General features: G+C 66.5%; 13 protein-coding genes. 7 read left to right on the top strand and 6 right to left on the bottom strand.

The window, feature by feature from the left end; translation table 11 throughout:
* Window positions 1-109: 109 nt before the first annotated feature.
* Window positions 110-730 (top strand): bifunctional 4-hydroxy-2-oxoglutarate aldolase/2-dehydro-3-deoxy-phosphogluconate aldolase, encoded by a 621-nt coding sequence (gene eda / locus ACV7NQ_RS37345; RefSeq protein ID WP_463363844.1) that lies wholly within the window; start codon window positions 110-112, stop codon window positions 728-730.
* A 204-nt stretch (window positions 731-934) separates the two neighbouring features.
* Here eda and ACV7NQ_RS37340 read toward each other — a convergent pair whose 3' ends face one another.
* Window positions 935-1,270 (bottom strand): hypothetical protein, encoded by a 336-nt coding sequence (locus ACV7NQ_RS37340; protein ID WP_463363843.1) that lies wholly within the window; start codon window positions 1,268-1,270, stop codon window positions 935-937.
* A gap of 89 nt (window positions 1,271-1,359) precedes the next feature.
* Between ACV7NQ_RS37340 and ACV7NQ_RS37335 the strand changes: the two genes are divergently transcribed.
* The 5 genes from ACV7NQ_RS37335 (at window position 1,360) to ACV7NQ_RS37315 (ending at window position 8,557) form a co-directional block, all read left to right on the top strand.
* Window positions 1,360-1,965, top strand: a complete 606-nt coding sequence (locus ACV7NQ_RS37335; protein ID WP_463363842.1) for a TetR/AcrR family transcriptional regulator — start codon at window positions 1,360-1,362, stop codon at window positions 1,963-1,965.
* A gap of 202 nt (window positions 1,966-2,167) precedes the next feature.
* Window positions 2,168-2,872, top strand: a complete 705-nt coding sequence (locus ACV7NQ_RS37330) for a response regulator transcription factor (RefSeq protein ID WP_463365971.1) — start codon at window positions 2,168-2,170, stop codon at window positions 2,870-2,872.
* Window positions 2,850-4,394 carry a sensor histidine kinase gene (locus ACV7NQ_RS37325; protein WP_463363841.1) on the top strand — a complete coding sequence of 515 codons (1,545 nt, stop codon included), beginning with the start codon at window positions 2,850-2,852 and terminating at the stop codon, window positions 4,392-4,394. The genes ACV7NQ_RS37330 and ACV7NQ_RS37325 overlap by 23 nt, the downstream gene beginning before the upstream one ends.
* 74 nt (window positions 4,395-4,468) lie before the next feature.
* Window positions 4,469-6,403, top strand: coding sequence for a glycosyltransferase family 39 protein (locus tag ACV7NQ_RS37320; RefSeq protein ID WP_463363840.1), 1,935 nt, complete (start codon window positions 4,469-4,471; stop codon window positions 6,401-6,403).
* Window positions 6,404-6,502: 99 nt separating this feature from the next.
* Window positions 6,503-8,557 (top strand): glycosyltransferase family 39 protein, encoded by a 2,055-nt coding sequence (locus ACV7NQ_RS37315; protein WP_463363839.1) that lies wholly within the window; start codon window positions 6,503-6,505, stop codon window positions 8,555-8,557.
* 116 nt (window positions 8,558-8,673) lie between these two features.
* Here the strand turns inward: ACV7NQ_RS37315 and ACV7NQ_RS37310 are convergent, their stop codons facing one another.
* The 5 genes from ACV7NQ_RS37310 to ACV7NQ_RS37290 form a co-directional block, all read right to left on the bottom strand.
* A complete protein-coding gene (locus ACV7NQ_RS37310) occupies window positions 8,674-8,973 on the bottom strand; it encodes a hypothetical protein (RefSeq protein WP_463363838.1) in 300 nt (99 codons plus the stop codon).
* Between the two features lie 360 nt (window positions 8,974-9,333).
* Complete coding sequence (locus ACV7NQ_RS37305; protein ID WP_463363837.1) at window positions 9,334-9,756, bottom strand: hypothetical protein; 423 nt, start codon at window positions 9,754-9,756, stop codon at window positions 9,334-9,336.
* Window positions 9,757-9,799: 43 nt separating this feature from the next.
* Window positions 9,800-10,621, bottom strand: coding sequence for a YceI family protein (locus ACV7NQ_RS37300; RefSeq protein WP_463363836.1), 822 nt, complete (start codon window positions 10,619-10,621; stop codon window positions 9,800-9,802).
* Window positions 10,618-13,212 (bottom strand): MFS transporter, encoded by a 2,595-nt coding sequence (locus tag ACV7NQ_RS37295; RefSeq protein WP_463363835.1) that lies wholly within the window; start codon window positions 13,210-13,212, stop codon window positions 10,618-10,620. The genes ACV7NQ_RS37300 and ACV7NQ_RS37295 overlap by 4 nt, the downstream gene beginning before the upstream one ends.
* Before the next feature lie 9 nt (window positions 13,213-13,221).
* Window positions 13,222-13,686 carry a MarR family winged helix-turn-helix transcriptional regulator gene (locus ACV7NQ_RS37290; RefSeq protein WP_463363834.1) on the bottom strand — a complete coding sequence of 155 codons (465 nt, stop codon included), beginning with the start codon at window positions 13,684-13,686 and terminating at the stop codon, window positions 13,222-13,224.
* A gap of 188 nt (window positions 13,687-13,874) precedes the next feature.
* Here ACV7NQ_RS37290 and ACV7NQ_RS37285 point away from each other — a divergent pair, with 188 nt between their 5' ends.
* Complete coding sequence (locus ACV7NQ_RS37285) at window positions 13,875-15,920, top strand: ArnT family glycosyltransferase (RefSeq protein WP_463363833.1); 2,046 nt, start codon at window positions 13,875-13,877, stop codon at window positions 15,918-15,920.
* Window positions 15,921-16,028: the final 108 nt, after the last annotated feature.

Raw genomic sequence — 16,028 nt, 5'->3', positions numbered from 1 at the left:
TTGCCGAACCAACCCCCGACACCCCCTGGCTGGTCGCCGTGGCGTCCAGCCCCGCCCTGCTCGGCGCCGCCTCCCTGCTGGCGCACCACCAGCCCGTCATGGAGGCCGCATGAACCTGCTCGACATCGCGCCCGTCGTTCCCGTCGCGGTCCTCGACGATCCGAACCACGCGGTGCCGCTGGCCCGGGCGCTGCTCGCGGGCGGTATCGGCATCATCGAAGTGACTCTGCGCTCGAATGCCGCACTGCCCGCGATCGAACGCATCGCCGCCGAGGTCCCCGAAATGATCGTCGGCGCAGGCACACTCATCACTCCGCGGCAGGTCACCGCGGCGGTCGCCGCGGGCGCACGATTCCTGGTCAGCCCCGGCACTACACCAGCGCTCCTCGACGCACTTGCCGACACCGGCCAGCCGTATCTGCCGGGTGTCTGCACCGTCTCCGAGATACTCGCCGTCCTCGAACGCGGCGTGACACAGATGAAGTTCTTCCCCGCCGAAACCGCTGGCGGGACAACGGCATTGCGCGCGCTGGCCGGCCCGCTCCCCCAGGTGCGGTTCTGCCCCACCGGGGGGATCTCCCTCGACAAAGCCGCAGACTACCTCGCGCTGCCCAACCTCGACTGCGTCGGTGGATCCTGGCTGACGCCCGCGGCCGCACTCGCCTCCGGTGACTGGGCCCGCATCGAACGACTCGCCGCCGAAGCCGCCGCACTGAGACAACCGGTCTAGGCGGTACGCGCGAGGCGGCGCCGGCGATCGCACACTGGTTGCTTCCCGACGTCCGCAGGAGCGCCGAATGATCAACTGGGGCTGGATGTAGGTGGTGACCGGCGTGGTGTCGTCGGTGTCGAGTCGGTCGTACATCGCTTGGGCTGCTTGGTGGCCCAGTTCGATCGGTGTGCCGGAGACGGTCGCGCGCGGTGGCTCGACCAGCTAAGCCGCTACATCCCGATTCGCCGCGCGGACCGGATTCGGCAGTCCCAGTATGGTATTGAGGCGATAGGCGCCGCCGAGACCGTGGAATATCGCCATCACCAGCGCGCCGATGAACACACCGGCCAAACCCGCCCACCCATGGTCGGACAGGTCGGCCCAGTACCCGATCAACACCGCGAGCAGGAGTCCGAGGAGACCGGCCACGGCATTGCGCACCGCGGAGTTGCCCGTCACGTTCGGAAACCGTTCTCCGGTTATCCCTTTCACGAAGTGCGGAATCGCGTTCGTGCCCATGATGCCGGCCAGTACGGACAGCAGGAATGTATGCCACATGGTGGCCACCTATCTCTATTTCGGTCAACAACCGTAGACCGAAGCTAGCAGGCGATCACCACTCCGGTCAACGTACGTAGACTGAATTCGTGAATTCTCCCCGCCCCACCCGAGCCGAGCAGCGTCGTAACACCGAGGCCCGGATCCTCGACGCGGCCGGGCGGTTGTTCGCCGAAGTCGGCTACGACCGGACCACGATCCGAGCAATCGCTGCCGAAGCGAACATCGATCCCGGCCTGGTCATGCGCTACTTCGGATCCAAGGAGAGCCTTTTCGACCGGGTCGCGGAGTTCGGGCAGGACGAGCCGATCACCGGAACACCCGAGCAGGCAGCCGAACTCCTGCTCACCTCGCTGAGCCAGAAACTTGCCGATGAACCGGTGACCGCACTGGCCGCCATCCGATCAATGTTCACGCACATGGACGCCGCCGACGAAATCCGCGCCGCGATGATCGCCCAACAACGCCAAGCCGCACAGCATCTGGCCGACGACGACGCCGTCCTGCGCGCCGGCCTCATTGGTGCGCTCACGATCGGCGCGGTGATCGGCCGCTACCTGATTCAACTCGACGGATTGTGTGACGCCCCAACGGAAAAGGTAACGGCCCTGCTCCGGCAAGCGTTTCACGACATCGCCCACGGCGAACCGAAACCCGACCCCACCCATGCCAACACCACCGGCGCGCAGGCATAACGACGCCCGGCCACCGCCAACCGCGGCGCCAACGGCGAACCACGCGGCACCCGACCAGAACCCGGTTGCTTCCGCTATGTCCGATCGACCGGTCATTCACAGCAATCACACAGCCAGCCCATAGCCATCCCCTAGCCGATCCGCGCACGATGAAACAATGTCCGCGATGACCACTGGAAACAGCCCGGCCGAACGGGTCGCCATGCGCCGCGCCGATGGCAGCCCGATCAGCGTGCTTGTGGTCGACGACGAGCCCGTGCTGGCCGAGATGCTATCGATGGCACTGCGCTACGAAGGGTGGGATGTCGACACGGCCGGCGACGGGCGCACGGCCGTCACCAAGGCACGGGAGACCCGTCCGGACGTGGTGGTACTGGATGTCATGCTGCCCGACATGACCGGACTCGAGGTGCTCCGCAAACTGCGCGCGCAGGTGCCCGGCCTGCCGGTGCTGTTGCTTACGGCCAGGGATTCGGTGGAGGATCGCATCGCCGGGTTGACCGCGGGCGGCGACGACTATGTCACCAAGCCGTTCAGCATCGAAGAGGTTGTGCTGCGGCTGCGCTCGTTGCTGCGGCGCACCGGGGTGAGCACCGGGGACAGCGGCGCGCAGATCGTGGTGGGTGATCTGGTGCTCGATGAGGACAGCTACGAGGTCACCCGCGCCGGTGCGCCGATTATGTTGACCGCCACGGAATTCGAGCTACTGCGTTTCTTCATGCGTAATCCCAGGCGGGTGTTGAGTAAGACGCAGATCCTGGACCGGGTGTGGAGTTACGACTTCGGCGGCCGTTCGAACATCGTCGAGCTGTACGTGTCCTACCTGCGCAAGAAGATCGATAGCGGACGTGAGCCGATGATTCACACCCTGCGTGGTGCCGGATATGTCCTCAAGCCCGCAGGCTGAGCCACCGCGGCGCGCGCGTTCACCGCGCCACTGGTCGCTGCGAGCCCGCCTGCTCGTCGGCCAGGTCCTGTTACTGGTGACCGTGGTCGTCGGTATCGGCGCCGCGACAGAACTTGCGCTACAACAGTTTTTGGTTCACCAGGTCGACACCCAATTGGTCGATGCGCAGAAGCGGTCGCTCGGTGATGCCGGTGGTGGTCCAAGCCTCGGGCCCCCGCCCCATGGGCAGTCCCCTCCCCTGTCTCCACCACAGTCGAAGACGACCGGACCCGGTCCGGACTTCCTGGACCGACGCGGCATCCAACCCGATGCGGTCGGTGCGATCGTCGATGCGGGCAATGTCACCGCCGCGGGCCGGATCGGCGCCGACGGCACCCAGGCAGCGCTGTCGGACACCTCGCGCCGCCAACTCGCCGCGGTAGCGGCCACCGGCAAGCCGACCACGCTGAACCTCGACGGCGAGGGCCGCTATCGCGTGACCGCGGAGCAGACCTGGCAAGGCAAGACGGTGGTCACGGGTCTACCGCTGGCCTCGGTCGACCAGATACTCATGCTGGTGCTGTGGGTGCTGGTGATCGTTACCGTCGCCGTACTGATCGTCGCCATCACCGTGGGCATCTGGCTCATCCGTCGCGCGCTGGCACCGCTGGATCGCGTCGCGGCCACCGCCGCCCGGGTGGCCGACCTCCAGTTGGATCGCGGGGAAGTGGCGCTGCCCGTACGGGTTCCGAGGGCCGACGCCGATCCGCGCACCGAAGTCGGCCGACTCGGCTCGGCGGTCAACCGGATGCTGGACCACATCACCGGTGCGCTCTCGGCGCGCCACGCCAGCGAGACCCGCGTCCGGCAATTTCTCGCGGACGCCAGCCACGAACTGCGCACTCCGCTGGCCGCCATCCGCGGCTATGCCGAACTGGCACAACGTAAACGAACCGAGGTGCCGGACGAGGTGGCCAACGCGATGGGCCGGGTGGATTCCGAGGCCCGTCGGATGTCCGCGCTGGTCGAGGACATGTTCTTGCTGGCCCGGCTGGATTCCGGCCGTCCGCTCGAGCACGAGCCCGTCGACCTGACCCAACTCACGGTCGACGCCGTGAGCGACGCACACATCGCCGGACGCGATAATCAGTGGGACCTGGACCTTCCCGACGAACCCGTCGTCATCACCGGCGATGCCGCACGGCTGCATCAGGTGCTGACCAACCTGCTGGCCAACGCGCGCATCCACACCGGCCCAGGCACCACTGTCACCACGTCGCTGGAATTCGACGGCGGTGTGGCGGTGTGGCGGGTGCGCGACAACGGGCCCGGTATCCCGGCCGAATTACATCAGGAGGTCTTCCAGCGATTCGCGCGCGGCGATTCATCGCGCTCGCGGCGCGCGGGGAGCACCGGCCTCGGTCTGGCGATCGTGGCGGCCGTGGTGAAAGCCCATGGCGGCGACATCACGGTGAACAGCGTCCCCGGCCGCACTGAATTTACCGTGCACCTGCCCGCGGGCCCCGCCGCATTCCCGGCCTGACAACCCGACTTTCACACAGCGGACCCACAGGCCCGCCATAGGTGGCATCCACACTAGATCGTGAATATCGAAGAGTGACTACAACTTTGCTGATATCTCGCGCCGCCACGCAGGCCGAAGGGCCGCCCGTGGCGTCTGCCACGCCCAACCGAGTGTGGCGGCAGCTGACGCTGGCGATACTGCTCGCCGGTACGGCGGCGCTGTATCTGTGGGATCTCGGTGCGAGTGGCTGGGCCAACGACTTCTACGCCGCGGCCGTGCAGGCCGGGTCGGTGAGCTGGAAGGCGATGCTGTTCGGATCCAGTGACGCGGCCAACGCGGTGACTGTCGACAAAACGCCGGGCGCGCTGTGGGTTATGGACATTTCGGCCCGGCTCTTCGGCTTCAACGCGTGGAGCATGCTGGTGCCGCAGGCGCTGGAAGGTGTTGCGGCCGTTGGTGTGCTGTATGTGGCAGTGCGCAGGACAAGCGGTCACTGGCCCGGGATACTGGCAGGCGCGACATTGGCATTGACCCCGGCGGCCACGTTGATGTTCCGGTTCAACAATCCGGATGCCCTGTTGGTGCTGCTGCTGACGGTGGCGGCCTACTGCGTGCTGCGGGCGATCGAGAAGAGCAGCGGCGCATGGTGGCTGCCCTTGGCGGGGGTCGCAATCGGATTCGGCTTCCTGGCCAAGATGATGCAGGCATTCCTGGTGCTGCCCGCGTTCGCGCTGGTCTATCTGCTCGCCGCGCGCGCACCGCTGCGCACGCGGATCATTCGATCGGTCGCCGCCGTGGTCGCCATGGTGGTGTCGGCCGGTTGGTACCTGGCCCTGGTGGCGTGGTGGCCTGCCTCGTCGCGGCCCTACATCGGCGGCTCCCAGCACAACAGCATCCTCGAACTCGCCGTAGGCTACAACGGTTTCGGCCGACTAACCGGTAATGAGACGGGCGGTCTCGGCAATCTGAACTACGATGTCGGCTGGGGCCGGCTGTTCGGCTCGGAGATGGGCGGCCAGATCGCCTGGCTGCTGCCTGCCGCGCTGATCCTGGGCGCCGCGGGCCTGTGGGTCACCAGACGGGCCCCGCGCACCGATCCGACCAGGGCGGCACTGCTGCTTTGGCTGAGTTGGCTGATCGTCACAGGTGTGGTGTTCAGCTATGCCAACGGCATCCTGCACCCCTACTACACGGTGGCCCTGGCCCCCGCGATCGCGGGCACGGTCGGCATCGGCGCGAACCTATTGTGGCAGCGCCGCAACGACATTCGGGCTATGACAGTACTGGCGGGCACGCTCATGGTGATCGCGGTGCTGGCCTGCATCGTGCTCCGCCGCACAGGTGACTGGATGCCATGGCTGGGTCCGGCCATCGCGGTAACGGGTATCGGATCGGGCGCGCTGCTGCTGGCCGGAAGGCTCCCTAAGGTCATCGCGAGCGTCGTCCTCGCAACGGCACTGGCAGGCGGAATCGCTGGTCCGACCGCCTATTCGCTGGCAACCGCAGCAACGACGCACAGCGGTGCGATTCCCGCCGCCGGACCGGCCGTGGCAGGCAGAGCCTTCCCGGGCGGTGGTGGACAACCCGGCAATCCCGGCGGCAATGCCGACGGTGGGCGCGCCGACGGCCGAGCCGGCGGTCCGATGGGTGGACTGCTGGGCGGGGTGACACCAGGGGCAAACCTGACCACCTCGCTGAGCACCGACGCGGGCAGCTACACCTGGGTCGCCGCCACCGTCGGATCCAACAACGCGGCCGGATATCAGCTGGCTACCGGCGAGCCAGTGATGGCCGTGGGTGGTTTCAACGGCACCGACCCGGCACCCACGTTGGATCAGTTCAAAGACTATGTGGCACAACACAAGATTCATTACTTCATCAACGCTCAGGTAATGGGCGGTATGCGCGGCACCGCGAGCGGCGGCAGCCAGAACGCCGCCGAGATCGCCGCCTGGGTCCAAGCCAATTTCACCGCCCGAACGATCGACGGCGTCACTGTCTACGACCTCACCGGGGCTCCGTCATAGCGTGGTCGCTGGCGTCGGTTTGGACAACCTGCCGGGGTTCACAGGAAGTACATAGCTCACGCAAACATCGGACCCACACCACTGTTGGACCATCGTGGTATGACTACCGCTACCGAAGCGCCCCTACGGCGGACCGAACTTGCCGGACCCGAGGGTCCGGCAAGGCACGAACCACGATGGTCCCGATTATTGCTCGGGCCCCGCGATCAGCCCCGATGGGCCCGCCCCGGCCTGTGGACGCTGCTTGCGGCGACCGCGGTTCTCTACCTGTGGGGATTGAGCAAATCCGGTTGGGCCAATGACTTTTACGCGGCCGCGGTCCAGGCCGGTACACAGAGCTGGAAGGCGCTGCTGTTCGGTTCGCTGGACGCCGGTAACGCCATCACCGTCGACAAACCGCCCGCGGCGCTCTGGGTGATGGGGTTGTCGGGCAGGCTGTTGGGATTCGGCTCCTTCTCGATGCTGCTGCCTCAAGCGCTGATGGGTGTCGCCTCGGTCGGGTTGGTCTACGCCACGGTTCGGCGCTGGACCGGTCCGGCGGCCGGGCTACTGGCCGGGGCCACGCTTGCGCTGACTCCGGTGGCGGCCTTGATGTTTCGTTTCAACAACCCTGACGCACTGTTGGTCCTGCTACTGGTTGCCGCGGCGTACTGCACGGTGCGGGCAACGGACAACGGAAGCGGGCGATGGCTCGCACTCGCCGGAGTTGCGGTGGGATTCGGATTCCTGACCAAAATGATGCAGGCGTTCCTCGTCCTGCCTGCGCTCGGCCTGGTGTTCCTCGTCGTGGCGCCGATCGGATTCTGGCGCCGCGTCGCCAAATTGCTGGGCGCGCTTGCCGCAATGGTGGTGTCCGGCGGCTGGTTCGTGGCCCTGGTCAGCTTGTGGCCCAGTGATTCCCGGCCGTATATCGGCGGGTCGACCAACAACAGCCTGCTCGACCTGGCACTCGGCTACAACGGACTCGGCCGTGTTTTCGGCGGCGACGGCAACAGAGGCGGCGGCGGGGGCGGCGGGGGCGGCGGCAAGGTCGGCTTCGGCGGCAGCACCGGAATCACCCGACTGTTCGGCGATTCGATGGGAACTGAAATCTCCTGGCTCCTTCCCACCGCACTGATCGGGCTGGTCGCGGGCCTGTGGTTCACGCGGCGCACACCGCGCACCGGGCACACTCGGGCCGGTCTGATCCTTTGGGGCGGTTGGCTTTTGGTGACCGGCGTGGTGTTCAGCTACATGCAGGGCACGATCCACCCCTACTACACGGTCGCACTCGCGCCCGCGATCGCCACGGTCGTGGCGATCGCGATAGTCGAACTATGGCGCAGCAGGCAATTCCCCTCCGCGCGAATCACGCTCGGCGCCATGGCTGCGACGACCGGTGTCTGGAACTTCATCCTGCTCGACCGCACACCCGACTGGTATCCGGCGTTGCGCTGGATCGTGCTGATCGGGTCGATTGTCATAGCGGCGATCGTCGTGGTCGGTGCCCATCAGCTCGGCAGGTTCACTGCTATCGTCGCTATCGCCGGGCTGCTGTTCGGGCTGGCGGGAACCACCGCGTACGCGATCGAAACCGCGGCGACGCCGCACACCGGTTCCATCCCGACCTCCGGCCCGAACACGGGCAGCGGCATGGGCGGGGCAGCGACACCCGGCAGCGCTGCGCCCCGCGGCATTGAATCCGCGCCTGGCGCAACCACTCCCGAAGGTGCGGATTCCCGCGGATCGGCCCCGGCTGCAATATCCGATTCGACAACAGCGCAACGATCCACGACTGATGGCAAGGGCGGGCCCAGCGACTCGGGTTCGAACAACAATACCGAGCTACAGCAACTACTGAAGACCACCGGAAACCGCTGGGCCGCAGCAACAGTGGGCGCGCACACGGCAGGACCCCTCGAACTGGCCACCGGAACATCCGTCATGTCCATCGGCGGATTCACCGGCACCGACGACTCACCGACCCTGGCCCAGTTCCAGAACTACGTCGCCGACGGGGAGATCCACTACTTCATCGCAGGCGGCGGAATGGGCGGTCCAGGCAGCGGATCGGGCACTGCCAGCGAGATCACCGCATGGGTCGAAGCGCACTACACCGCCACGACGGTCGGCGGCGCTACGATCTACGACCTCACTCAGCCGACCACGTCCTGAAGATCTTCTCCGAATTGGGGCGCGTCCATCCAATTGGTGGACGCGCCCCAGTCCCTCACCATCCACGCCGAAGGCCCTATGTCCGCGGACACAGGGCCTTCGATATCGGGCCGAAATCAGGGCAGCGGGATCCACAGTCCGAAGAACCAGAACCCGTGCTGAGCCGGTTGCGGCGTCGGGTCCTGGTGCCGATCAGGCCCCTGGGGCTGCTGCCAATCTGGTCCCTGGGGCTGCTGCCGATCCGGTCCCTGAGGCTGCTGCCGATCCGGTCCCGGGCCTTGCTGCTGCTGGGGCACCGGCCGCTGATCCGGACCCGGATCCGCGCTCGCAACACCCGCACCGATACCCAGCAACCCGAGGACAACGCCACCGGCCACTGCGGTCTTCGCAAGTTTCGACTTGATCCTCGTGCCCATTCCTCCTGTTTGACGGACCTCGGTTCGAGACCATCGGCCTGCGTGTGCTCAGCCGACGTGCCAATGCTGCAGCCCCAACCTCTGTCTGTCGTGGGTCACAGCTGTGCGCTGACTGTGAACCGATCACGGGCTTCGGTGCCGCCGAGCCTCCAACAGGGCGTCACCACCTTGTCACCGGGTGCCGAGCAATGACGGGAAACGTCTTCGCACTCACCCAGATCGCACTTCAGGTCTCGCCACCATCAGCGCCCCTGGTGGCTGCGCTCCGTCCCAGGCGTAGAGGTGCGGGAGATCGTGATCGGCGCGCTCGTTCACCCGAAACGACTGCCGATGCGAGCCGAGTCGCGGCGGTGAGCCCGATCAGAGCAGATGCCGCTGACGCAGGTCGGTCACGTATTTGTGGATGAGGGACGGTGACAGATGCGGAATGTCCTTGTCGGGGCCGATGCGCGCGGCTTGGACGGCGGCTGTGAATTCCTTTGCGGGAATGGCAGATCCACGCAGGGGCGGAGCCGGGCACCGGTAGGCGTGCAACAGCGGCAGCAAGGATACCTGTCGCTGTTGCTCGGGCAGGGCGCGAATGGCGGTGTCGAAACAGGTGAACCACCCGCCGTAGTCGTCGATCCGCTGAATCGGATGGCCTGCTTCGATCAGCCAGTCGACGAATTCGTCGAGTGAGATGCCGTCCTCGTGTGGGTTTGTGACGTCAAAGGTCTGGAAGCCTGCGACCGCCTGTGCGCCGAAGGTAGCGATTACGTTGCCACGAGCGGGGCACCGACACATGGCCACTACCCCGCCCCTCACGATCCCGACCAACTCCGGACAGCTACCCCGCCGGGAGGATTTCGCCGCGAACCACTTCGATGTCGAGGTCGAGCTTGACGGTGGCGCCGACTGCGGCGACTCCGGCGCGCACGATCGCGTTGTAGTCGATGGCGAAATCGTTGCGGTGCAGTTCGGTTTCGGCGTGGAAGGCCGCGCGCACTCCACCCCAGGGGTCTTCGCCGCAGCCGCCGTAGGTGACGTCGAGATTGATCGGGCGGCGCTTCCCGTGGAGGACGAGTTCACCGGGCATCACGAATGTGTCGGTGCCGGTGCGGCGCAACCCGTTGCCGGTGAACGAGATCACCGGATAGGCGTCGACATCCAGGAAGTCGGGCGAGCGAAGGTGGTTGTCGCGCAACTCGATTCCGGTGTCGACGCTGGCGGCCCCGATCTCCGCGTGCCCGGCGGACTGCTCGAAACGCTCGGCGATGTCGAGCCGTCCGCTCACCTCGGCGAAGCGGGCCTTGATGCTCGCGATGCCCAGGTGGCGTGCGGTGGCGATCACCGTGGAATGCATCGGGTCGATCGTCCACGTGCCCGGCATCGGCAGCGCGACCGCGCCCGCCTCCGGTGCCAGCGAGATGTCGCCGAGCAGACCCGTACCCGCGACGGAGATCTGGGCGGTCCGGGCCATCGGCTGATATCCGGCCGCGGTGATCACCGCCGTGTGCACGCCCGGGGGCAGCGGCTCGGTGGCCACTGCCCCGGTCTCGTCGGCGACGGCGCGGGCGACCTGGCGTCCGCTCATGTCCGTCACGGTCAACACCGCATTCGGCACCGGCCAGCCCTCGACGGTGCGAATGCGCGCGGTCAGACCACTCATCGGTGCCCCGTCACATCGTCGGACTCGTAGCCGAGTCGAACGTCGTGGCTGACCTCACCGCCGGACACCGTGACCCGGCTGGTCACCGGCGGGTATCCACGCGCGACAACCGTGTATTGGCCCTCCGCCAGGTCGGTCACGACGTAGTGCCCGCTCTGGTCGGTGCGGGTGGTCGCGGTCAGGTCACCCGCCGCGTCCAGCACCGTGATCTGGACGTCCGACACCGCGCGGTCTCCGTCGGCCCACGCCGATCCGGCAAGCACCGCCATCGGAGCCAGATCGATGTCGTGACGCAGCAGACCGCTGTCGGGCACGGTCAGGGTGACCGCGCTCGGCCGCATGTGGTCGGCGACCGCGACCAGGGTGTAGGTTCCCGAGACCACACCGTGACACACATACGCGCCGTCGCCCGCCGTGATGGCCGCCCCGACAACCTCGCCGCGCATATCGGTCAGCGTGACGGTCGCACCAGGAAGCGGTTCACCGCGACCCGACGATCTGACCACACCCGACAGCTCGCCGGAGCCCATCAGGCGGAGGTCGAGCTGCTGTGGCCGATTACCGATGGCCACACTCACGGCCTCCGGCTGATGCCCGGCCGCGGACGCGATCAGGACGTAGTTGCCCGCGTCGGGTGCACTGATCAGGTACCCGCCGTTTGCATCCCCGGTCGCCCGAGAGACCTGGCGGCCACGCTGGTCGATCAGGGTGAGAGCAGCGCCGGACACCGGACTGCCGTCTTCACGATGGATGCGTCCGCCGATCGACGAACCGTCGTTGCCGCCGCCGGAGAGCACGATCGTCGCCTCGGTGCTCGCCATCGCGGTTGCCCGCGGCTTCGCCCGGTACACGCCGTTGCCCTGATGTTCGATCAACACGTGCTTGCCGACCCCGGCCAGCACCGGTTCGGGCTCGGAAAATACCTGCGCGGCACCCTCCCAGACCTGATCCTCATCCCACGACGACTCCGCAGCCACGACCTGCTCGCCCTCCGGTTCGGCAGCCACGGGAGCCGGAACATCCTGCAGCGGAATCTCTTTCATGAACATCAGCACCACACAGGCCAGCAGCGCCACCCCGGCGGCGGTGTAGAACACGCCGTGCATGGAGTCGGTGAACCCGGTGAGGATCGGCACCTTCAGCGCATCCGGCAGTGCGGCGATGCCGCTGGTATTGCTCTGCATCTTGCTGAGCTGTCCAGCGTCGAACCCGGCGGGCAGCTGTCCGCCGAACGCGTCGATGATCTTGTGCGGCAACAGGTTGAACAGAATCGTCAGGAAGACCGCGACACCGAGCGTGCCACCCATTTGCCGGAAGAACGTCGCCGACGCGGTAGACACACCCATGTCCGAACGCGGTCCCGCGTTCTGCGCCGCGATGATCAGGGTCTGCATACAGCCACCGAGGCCGAGACCGACGACAGCGCAGTAGACCAGCGGCTGCCACAACGCGCTGTCGTAGTGCACCTGCGCGAACAGCGCCGCACCGACCGCGATGATGAAGGTGCCGAGCACCGGCAGGAACTTGTACCGGCCGGTCTTCTTGGTGACCCGTCCGGCCGATTGCGAGCCGATCATAATGCCGAGCACCAGCGGCAGCATCAGCAGACCCGACTTGGTCGGCGAAAAGCCGCGCACCACTTGGAAGTACTGCGGAACCATCGTGATGGCGCCGAACATGGCGACACCGACGATGAAGCCGCCCGCGATGGTGACACTGAAGGTCGAGTTCTTGAACAGCCGCAGCGGAATCAACGCCGCGTCCTTCATCAGGTATTCGACGAGTATGAACAGCAGCAGCCCCGCGACACCGATGCCGTAGCAGAGCAGCGAGCGGTGCGAACTCCAACCCCAGTCGCGGCCCTGCTCGGCGACGATCAGCAGCGGCACGACGCAAATCGCCAATGCCACCGCGCCGAACCAGTCGATTCGGTGATTCTGGCGCTGGTGCGGAACATTCAGTACCTTGGCCACCACGCCGAGTGCGAGCACACCGATCGGCACGTTGACCAGGAACACCCAGCGCCAGCCCTCGATGCCCCCGAGCTGGTCATAGTTGGAGAAGAAGCCGCCGAGCACCGGGCCGAGCACGGTCGCGCTACCGAAGACCATCATGAAATAGCCCTGGTAACGCACGCGTTCACGGGCGGGCACTATGTCACCGATGATGGTGAACGCCAGCGACATCAAACCGCCCGCGCCAAGCCCCTGGAAGGCGCGGAAGCCGGCGAGCTGGTACATCGAGGTGGCGAAGGTGCAGGCCACCGAACCGATGACGAACAACCCGATCGCGGTGAGATAGAACGGCTTTCGCCCGTAGATGTCGGCCAGCTTGCCGTAGAGCGGGGTGGTGATCGTCGCGGTGATCAGGTACGCGGTTGTCGCCCATGCCTGTTCATTGAATCCGTGCAGGCTGTTGGATATCTTCACGATCGCGACGCTGACAATGTTCTGATCCAGCGCGGCAAGGAACATCCCGAGCAACAGCCCGGACAGGATAGTCATGATCTGCCGGTGCGAGAGTGATGTGCCCTCGCCGGCGTCCAGACCCGGCGGCGCCGCCGCCGGTGCCTGGGTGGTGGAATTCGTCATTTGTGAGCCCTATTTCTGATCGGCTATCTGTGGTGGGGTTTTCTCGATTCCTGTGTTGAGCCGGTCGAGCAGTTCGGTCATGGCGGATCGGTCTTCCGCAGGCCAGTCGGCCAGAATCGCGGCCAACCATCGGTTGCGGTGTTTGCGGTTCTCCTCGAACACCCGTTCCCCCTCCGGAGTAGCCGCCAGGACACAGGCGCGGCCATCGATCGGGTCGGCCCGGCGTTCGACCAGGCCATGTGCCACAAGCGATCTGCTCTCCCTACTGACGGTGGAGATCTCAGCGTGCAGTAGCTCGGCGAGCTTACCGGTGCGCTGCGGCCCGTCATGGACCAGGCAGAACAGCGCGGCATAGGCCAGCCGCTCCAGACCGTCCGGCCCGTGTCTGGCCATCTGTGATTTCGCCCGGTTGACCGCACGCATGAACCGAACCAGCTGAACACCGAGCTCATCGGCATCCTTGGCAACGGACATGGGCCTCACCTTTCCACCAGCAGAATCGTTAGCAGTTGCAACTAGTTGCTGTCGCCAACTATACATCTGGCCGCTCGGCACCGAACAACCCGTCCTGGCCACCCATTTGCCCGCTCCAGGCAGACGTTCACAGCCGCTTCCCAGCAGCTCCGAAGGTCCGAACGAGGCGGTGCTCCTACGCTGCGGGCATGACATCGGTAACGAGCGTCGACGCACGCGTGCGGAATAGCGAAGGAGGACCCGTCGGCGACGATGATGTCCTCGAGACAACACGACAGTCGCGGTGGGACCGGATCGCGTTCGGTCCGTCGTCGGATCCGCGGTGGGTGCGCCCGGCGCTGCTGGCCCTGCTCGGCGCGACGGCGGTGCTGTATCTACGGAATCTGACCGTGTCCGGTTGGGGGAACGAGTTTTACGCCGCGGCGGCGCAGGCGGGCACGCAGAGCTGGCAGGCCCTGCTGTTCGCCTCGCATGACGCGGGCAATGCGATCACCGTCGACAAGCCGCCCGCGGCTATGTGGGTAATGGGCTTGTCGGGACGGGTGTTCGGGTTCAATGCCTGGTCCGTGCTCGCGCCACAGGCGCTGATGGGGATCGGCTCCGTCGCGCTGCTCTACGCGGTGGTCCGGCGGTGGTCCGGTCCTGGTGCCGGCCTACTGGCCGGTGCGGCGCTGGCCGCAACACCGGTGGCGGCGTTGATGTTCCGTTACGACAACCCCGACGCCCTGCTGACCCTGCTCCTCGTTGCTGCCGCCTACTGCACCGTGCGCGCCATCGATGCACGCAGTCCGCGTTGGCTTTCGGCCGGGACGGGCTGGCTCGCGCTGGCCGGTGTCGCGGTGGGCTTCGCGTTTCTGACCAAAATGATGCAGGCGTTCCTGGTGTTGCCCGCACTGGGTCTGGTGTTCCTGGTGGCCGCGGCGGGCGGATTCTGGTCGCGGATCGGCAAATTGGCGACGGCCTGCGCGGCGATGGTGGTGGCGGGTGGCTGGTTTGTGCTGCTGGTCGAATGGTGGCCTGCCGATTCCCGGCCATATATCGGCGGATCCACCAACAACAGTCTGTGGGAGCTGGCGGTCGGTTACAACGGGCTCGGCCGGTTGCTCGGTAAGCGCGGCGATCCCGGCGGCGGAGCCGAGCGGGGTCCGGCCGGTCCGATGATGGGTGGGTCGTTCGGCGGCGACACCGGCGTCACACGGTTGTTCCGCGATCTGATGGGAACCGAGGTATCTTGGCTGCTGCCTGCCGCGTTGATCGGGCTGGTTGCCGGGTTGTGGATAACGCTGCGGGCGTCGCACACTGATCGGTTTCGGGCCGCACTGATCCTGTGGGGTGGCTGGGTTCTCGGCACCGGGGCGGTGTTCAGCTACATGAGCGGCACCATCCATCCGTACTACACTGTCGCGCTGGCACCCGGAATCGCCGCGGTGGCAGGGATGGCGGTGGTCGAGCTGTGGGGACGACGAGAGCAACTCGTCGCGCGGATCACCCTCGCGGTGATGTCCAGTGTGACCGGTGTCTGGGCCTTCGCGCTCCTCGGCCGCACCCCGGACTGGCTGCCGCGGCTGCGCTGGATCATCCTGATCGGCGCGCTGGCCGCGGTCTTCGGGCTGATCCTCGGCGCCCACCGAACACGCAGGGTCGCGGTCGTTGTCGCGGCCGCCGCAGTGCTCTTCGGACTCGCGGGCTCGGCCGCCTATGCGATCGAAACGGCAGCCCGAGCCCACAGTGGCGGCATCCCGTCCTCCGGCCCGGCACATGCCACGATGGGCGGACCATTCGGTGGCACCCCCGGCGGCGACGCGCCGACCGACGGCGGACCGGGTGGCCCCGGCGGACCGGCCGGCGGTCGGCCCGACACCAGCGACGAGAATCCCGCATTGAACGCACTGCTGACCGGAACCAACAGCCGATGGTCCGCGGCGGCAGTCGGCTCGTTCAGCGCCTCCGGTCTCGAACTACAGACCCGCACCTCGATCATGGCGGTCGGCGGCTTCAGCGGTCGCGACAACTCCCCGACCCTCGAGCAGTTCCAGCACAATGTCGCCAACGGCGAGATCGGCTACTTCCTGATGGAAGAACGCTCCGGCTCCCGGCCACCACGCAACGGCGGCGACAGCGATGTGACGAAATCCATGGGTGACCAGATCTCCGAATGGGTAAAGATGCATTACACCGCAACGAAAGTCGGGGCCATGACGGTCTACGACCTCACGAAGCCGACCGGTTCCTGATCCAACTGACCAGGGTGTCCGCGTCGCAACGGCGCGAGGCGGACACCCGCTCGGTCGAGCCGGCTGAACCCGTTCCCAGGAAACACCCAGCTTTGTCGCAGCTGGGCC

Source organism: Nocardia sp. Tas62D01 (genome assembly GCF_055232035.1).
The sequence above is the reverse complement of the archived record's forward strand: the minus strand, read 5'-3'. Positions and strand labels throughout refer to the sequence as shown.

Coding starts and splice junctions, on each gene's coding strand:
- ACV7NQ_RS37290 (WP_463363834.1), bottom strand. CDS start 13,686: ATGTCCGTTGCCAAGGATGCCGATGAGCTCGGTGTTCAGCTGGTTCGG.
- ACV7NQ_RS37310 (WP_463363838.1), bottom strand. CDS start 8,973: ATGGGCACGAGGATCAAGTCGAAACTTGCGAAGACCGCAGTGGCCGGT.
- ACV7NQ_RS37300 (WP_463363836.1), bottom strand. CDS start 10,621: ATGAGTGGTCTGACCGCGCGCATTCGCACCGTCGAGGGCTGGCCGGTG.
- ACV7NQ_RS37305 (WP_463363837.1), bottom strand. CDS start 9,756: ATGTGTCGGTGCCCCGCTCGTGGCAACGTAATCGCTACCTTCGGCGCA.
- ACV7NQ_RS37285 (WP_463363833.1), top strand. CDS start 13,875: ATGACATCGGTAACGAGCGTCGACGCACGCGTGCGGAATAGCGAAGGA.
- ACV7NQ_RS37330 (WP_463365971.1), top strand. CDS start 2,168: ATGCGCCGCGCCGATGGCAGCCCGATCAGCGTGCTTGTGGTCGACGAC.
- ACV7NQ_RS37295 (WP_463363835.1), bottom strand. CDS start 13,212: ATGACGAATTCCACCACCCAGGCACCGGCGGCGGCGCCGCCGGGTCTG.
- ACV7NQ_RS37315 (WP_463363839.1), top strand. CDS start 6,503: ATGACTACCGCTACCGAAGCGCCCCTACGGCGGACCGAACTTGCCGGA.
- ACV7NQ_RS37340 (WP_463363843.1), bottom strand. CDS start 1,270: ATGTGGCATACATTCCTGCTGTCCGTACTGGCCGGCATCATGGGCACG.
- ACV7NQ_RS37325 (WP_463363841.1), top strand. CDS start 2,850: ATGTCCTCAAGCCCGCAGGCTGAGCCACCGCGGCGCGCGCGTTCACCG.
- eda (WP_463363844.1), top strand. CDS start 110: ATGAACCTGCTCGACATCGCGCCCGTCGTTCCCGTCGCGGTCCTCGAC.